At 68.0% G+C, this 5,223-nt stretch carries 4 protein-coding genes and 1 tRNA gene; 4 read left to right on the top strand and 1 reads right to left on the bottom strand.

Annotated features, from left to right (window positions below; all coding sequences use genetic code 11):
* Positions 1–120: 120 nt before the first annotated feature.
* A tRNA-Gly gene (locus ACIRA7_RS14715) sits at positions 121–193 on the bottom strand.
* A gap of 174 nt (positions 194–367) precedes the next feature.
* Here ACIRA7_RS14715 and ACIRA7_RS14710 point away from each other — a divergent pair.
* From ACIRA7_RS14710 to ACIRA7_RS14695, 4 genes are read left to right on the top strand one after another with little or no spacing between them, the layout of a single operon-like run.
* The gene (locus tag ACIRA7_RS14710; RefSeq protein WP_396221605.1) at positions 368–1,273 is read left to right on the top strand and encodes a 5'-3' exonuclease H3TH domain-containing protein; all 906 of its coding nucleotides are present in this window, start codon (positions 368–370) and stop codon (positions 1,271–1,273) included.
* Positions 1,273–1,800 carry a DUF6805 domain-containing protein gene (locus tag ACIRA7_RS14705; protein WP_396221604.1) on the top strand — a complete coding sequence of 176 codons (528 nt, stop codon included), beginning with the start codon at positions 1,273–1,275 and terminating at the stop codon, positions 1,798–1,800. The genes ACIRA7_RS14710 and ACIRA7_RS14705 overlap by 1 nt, the downstream gene beginning before the upstream one ends.
* A complete protein-coding gene (locus tag ACIRA7_RS14700; RefSeq protein ID WP_396221603.1) occupies positions 1,797–3,566 on the top strand; it encodes a M14 family metallopeptidase in 1,770 nt (589 codons plus the stop codon). The genes ACIRA7_RS14705 and ACIRA7_RS14700 overlap by 4 nt, the downstream gene beginning before the upstream one ends.
* 58 nt (positions 3,567–3,624) lie before the next feature.
* Positions 3,625–5,169 (top strand): M20/M25/M40 family metallo-hydrolase, encoded by a 1,545-nt coding sequence (locus ACIRA7_RS14695; protein WP_396221602.1) that lies wholly within the window; start codon positions 3,625–3,627, stop codon positions 5,167–5,169.
* Positions 5,170–5,223: the final 54 nt, after the last annotated feature.

Raw genomic sequence — 5,223 nt, 5'->3', positions numbered from 1 at the left:
AGTCACGACGAGGTCCAGCGAGCGAAGCCGACGGAGACCCAGTACCCGAGACGACCCCCGAACGCCCAAAAAGAAAATCCCCTGCAACCTTAGCCGTTGCAGGGGATCACTTTATCTCAGAGCGGGCGACCGGACTCGAACCGGCGACGTCCAGCTTGGGAAGCTGGCATTCTACCAACTGAATTACGCCCGCAGACACGGCCCACCAGCCGACCGCACCACACTCAGAAGCTAGTGCGCCGAGCCGCGCCGGGTAAAGGGCTCGCCCACGATCCGTTCTACACGCGAGCCTCCTCCGGGATGTCCACGACCGCCGGCCGCGCGCACGCGGACATCGGCACCGCCGCCTGACGGCTAAATTGTGCCGATGACCCTGCCGCACCTCCTCGTCGTCGACGCGCAGTCGTTGGCCGGCCGCGCCGCCCATGTGGCCGCCGGCGATGTCACGAACGGCGTGCGCCTGTGGTGCCAGATGGCCCGCGGCGCCGCCATGGACATCGCCGCCACGCACGTCGTCGCCGCCTGGGACCACGACGGCCCCACCTTCCGGCACGCCCTGTTCCCCAGCTACAAGCACCGGCGCACCGGCGGCATGCGCGCCCGCATCACCCCCATCCGCGACGGAGTGGAAGCCACCGGCATCGCCAGCGTGAGCGTGGCGTCGTACGAAGGCGACGACAGCGTGGCCTCGCTCATGGCGCGCTTCCGGAGCGAAGCGCGCGTCACCGTGCTGTCGAACGACTCCGACCTGCTGCAGTTCGTGTCGGACGGCGTAGACGTGGCCACCTACGTGGGGGCCGGCAAGGGGCCCAACGGCACGCGCATCAAGCCGTGGAGCGCCGCCGAGGTGCTGGCCAAGTTCGGTGTGCTCCCCGCCAATCTGCCGGCGTTCAAGGCCCTGTGCGGTGAAGAGGGCGACGACATTCCCGGCGTGAAGAGCGTGGGCAAGGGCACCGCGGTGAAGCTGCTGCGGCGGTGGCAGAGTATCGAGAAAGCGCTCGAGGCCAGCGAGTTCGTGAGCCACCGCGACGACACCGCGAAACTGGCCGGGCAGCACGAGCACCTGCGGCTCATGCTGCAGCTCACCACGATCCGTCAGGACGTACCGCTCCCCGAACTGGATCTCGCCCGGTGTGCGCTGAGCGCGGTTGCGTGGCCGAGCGCATCGCAGCCCCGCGCCGGCATGGCCGGAGCCGGCAGCGCCGTGGGCGGTCCGGTGTCGCGAACAGCCGCCGGTCCCGGTCTGGAAGACGTGCCCTTCCCCGACGAGTGATGGCCACGCTCCCTCCCCTGCTCCGCCGCACGGCGGCCCTGACCGCCCTGCTCGCGGCCTGTGCCACCGCCGCCCTGGCAACGCCCTTCGCGCGCGCCGATCGCCGCGTGGTGGACGTCGTCGCGGCCGGCAGCGCCCCGAGCGAAGCCCAGCACGGATACGCCGGCCATGACGACACCGCCGGCACCGCCGATGGCCGCGCCTACCGCCAGGCCACCGGCTGGATCCGCTACGCCGTGACCACCTTCGACGACACCGACGTCACGATCGCCTGCACCTTTCTGGGCGGTGCGTCGGGCAGCTTCGAGCTGATCGTGGAAGACAGCGTCATCGCCACCAAACGCGTTGATGCCACAGCCGGTGCGCCCACCGTGATCGAACTCCTCGTGCCTTTCGCCGTGACCAAGGGCAAGACCAGTATCGCCGTGATGCTGCGCGCGCACGATGGCCCCACGCCACGTCTGCACGAGCTGCGCACGATTCAGGATCACAACGAAGTCCCCCTCCCTTCCGGAGTTGTCCGATGAAGCCGTTGTCCGTTTCGCCTGTCACCCGCGTGCTGTGCGCGCTCACGAGTACCGCCCTCTTTCTCACCGGCGGCGCGCTCTCGGCGCAGACACCAGCCGCCAAGACAGCACGCGCGAGCACGACGGGCGCGCAGTGGCTCACACGCCCCGAGCGCACCGACTACGCCGAGACCAGCCGCTACGACGACGTCATCGCGTACATGAAGCAGATGGCGGCGGTGAACCCGAATATCCATCTCACCACCTACGGCTATACCACCGAGGGGCGGCCGCTGCCGCTGGCTGTGATCGGTGCACCTGGGGCCAGCGCCGAACAGGTACTCGCGACCAACAAGACCCGCGTGTACATCCAGGGCAACATCCACGCCGGCGAAGTGGAAGGGAAAGAAGCGCTGCTCTGGTTGCTGCGCTCGATCGCCAAGGGTGAACGCAATGCGTGGCTCAAGAGCACGGTGCTGCTCATCAATCCGATCTACAACGCCGACGGCAACGAACGCGTGTCGGTATCCAACCGCGGCTCGCAGGCCGGCCCCGTAGGCGGTATGGGTACGCGCGAGAATGCGCAGGGGCTCGACCTGAATCGCGACGGCACGAAGATGGAAACCGCCGAAGCGCGGTCGATGGCGTCGCTGCTTACGCGCTATCAGCCGCACGTGGCGATGGACTTGCACACCACCGACGGCAGCTCGAACAGCGGCTTCACCATGACGTACGAGACGTCGCTCAATCCGAACAATTCGAAAGCGCAAATGAGCCTGCTGCGCGACGTGTTGCTGCCGGAGATCACGAAGAATGTGAAGACCAAGCATGGCGCCGACTGGTTCTACTACGGCGGCGTGTCGGGCACCGGCGAGCAGCGCGCGTGGCGCTCCGACGCCGAATTGGCGAAGCCGCGCTACACCTCCACCTACTACGGCGTGCGCAACATCCTCGGCCTGCTCACCGAGACCTACTCGTACGCGTCGTTCAAGACGCGCATCACCGAGACGTACTGGTTCCTGGAAGAGTCGCTGAGCTACGTGGCGTCGCACGGCGCGACGGTGCGCGACGTGGTGGCCAAGGCCAACGCCGAGTCGATCATCGGGCAGCAGCTCGCGGTGCGCCAGCAGCTGGTGAAGGCCCCGGCGCTGCAGGCCATCGTGTTCGCGCCCACCATCTCCGTTCGTAACCCGTACGTGGCCGACCGGCCGTATCGCCTGCGTCCCGACGGGCAGGATCGTGCGTTGGTGACCACCGAGATGCTGCCGTTCTTCGGCACCGCCGAGCCTACCGAAACCACGCTCGCCCCGCGGGTGTGGGTGGTGCCCATGACTGCCTCGACCGCTGCAGCGCCGACACCGGCACCCGCACCGGGCGGATTCGGTGGCGGACGTGGCGGCGCACAGGGTACGCCCACGCAGCGTATGATGGCCACGGTGATCGATCGCCTCGAGGCCCACGGCATCCGCTATCGTGTGACCACCGCCGATCAGCCGTTCAGCGGCGATCGCTTCAAGATTGCCACCAACACGCTGGAAACGCGCGAATATCAGGGCACGCACAAGGCGCGCACCCTCACCGGCGCGTGGGAAGCGGCCGAGCAGACATTGCCGGCCGGCTCGCTGGTGATTCCCATGGATCAGCCGTTGGCGCGACTGGCGTTCATTCTCATGGATCCGCGCTCCGACGACGGCTTCATGTGGTGGAACCTGCTGGACGCGGTGCTGGGGCAGTCGCCGGCGCCGGCGTACTACCCGGTGTGGCGTTCGATGAACGCGGTACCGTAAGCGACAGTCCGCGACCATGTCGGTGTTCCGCCCCCCCCACCCTCCGTCACCCCGCGCCATGACCTCCCCACTCCGGCCGCTCGCCACGGTCCTCCTTCTCGCGCTCACCGCCGCCATGCGCGGCGACGCCGACCCGGTCGATGCGGTGATGGTCGCCCGCATCCGCGAGGAAGGGCTCCAGCGCTCGCAAGTCATGGAGTACGAGGGGTACATCACCGACGTGCTCGGCGCGCGACTCACGCTGTCGCGCGACATGGCCCGCGCGCAGACGTGGGTGCAGGGGCAGATGAAGACGATGGGCCTCGTGAACGTGGCCGCCGAACCGTTCATGGACTTCGGCGTCACGTGGGACAACGAGTACGTGTCGATCCATCTGCTCGAACCCGACTACCAGCCGATGGTGGGCTATCCGGTGGCGCACACCGGCAGCACCCAGGGCCGGCAGGTGGCGCCGGCGGTCATCGTCGACCTGCTGGTGAAGGCCGATCTCGAGAAGTACCGCGGCACGCTCAAGGGGAAGGCCGTGCTCGTCACGCCGCCGGCCGTGGTCGACCTCGCGCCACTCACCAACGGCGTCCCGCGCCTCACGCAACAGGATCTCGACGCGCGCGAGCGCACCGTCATCGCGCCGCCGCGCGTCGTGCCCCCGCGCGTGGCCCGTCATCCCGACCTGCTCACGGCCGAGGAGAAGATCGCGTTCTACGCGGCGGAGGGGGTCGCGGCAGTGCTGCAGTGCGAAAGCGGCTGGCTCGGTGCCGTGCGCGGTTTCTCGCGCCCCGGTTCGCGCACCGATGGGTGGTCGCGCGCCGGCATGCTCGCGTCACCGGCCATCGTGGCCATCACGCCCGAGCACTACAACCGGATGTACCGCATTCTCACCCGCGGCATTCCGGTGAAAGTCGAAGTCGAAGTGCGCAACCGCGTCGGTGACACGGCGGAACAGGCGATGAACCTCGTGGGCGAAATCGCCGGCAGCGACCTCAAAGACGAAGTCGTGATGATCGGCGCGCACCTCGACACGTGGCACGCCAGCCCGAACGCCAGCGACAACACGTCGGGAGTGGCGGTGGCGCTGGAGGCGATGCGCATCCTGAAGGCGGTTGGCGCGAAGCCGCGACGCACCATTCGCGTGGCGCTCTGGGCGGGCGAAGAACAGGGGCTGTTCGGCTCGCGGGCGTACGTGAAGCAGCACTTCGGCAATCCGCGCGATCCCGCCGTGGGCGCCAAGCCGGCCTACGAGAAGCTCTCGGCGTACTTCAATCAGGACTACGGCGCGGGGCAGTACCGCGGCATCATGCTGCAGGGCAACGAACTTGCCCGCGCTCAGTTCACCGCGTGGATGGCACCGTTCCGCGACCTCGGCATGACGGTGGTGTCGAATCAGAGCCTTGGCAGCACCGACCACGTCGCGTTCGACGAGGTGGGGCTGCCCGGCTTCCAATTCCTGCAGGACAACATCCCCGGCACCGGCGGTCACACCAACCTCGACTTCCTCGAGGCGATCCAGCCGTCGGATCTCATGAAGAACGCGGTGATCATGGCGTCCTTCGCCTACCACGCCGCCAACGCTGACGCGCGGATCCCGCGAAAGACCGTGCGTTAGCGCGGCAAGGCGGCGCCGTCGAAGTACTCGATGATCCGACGCGACAGCGCACCG

This window comes from Gemmatimonas sp., from assembly GCF_044376735.1.
GTDB lineage: Bacteria > Gemmatimonadota > Gemmatimonadetes > Gemmatimonadales > Gemmatimonadaceae > Gemmatimonas.
The sequence above is the reverse complement of the archived record's forward strand: the minus strand, read 5'-3'. Positions and strand labels throughout refer to the sequence as shown.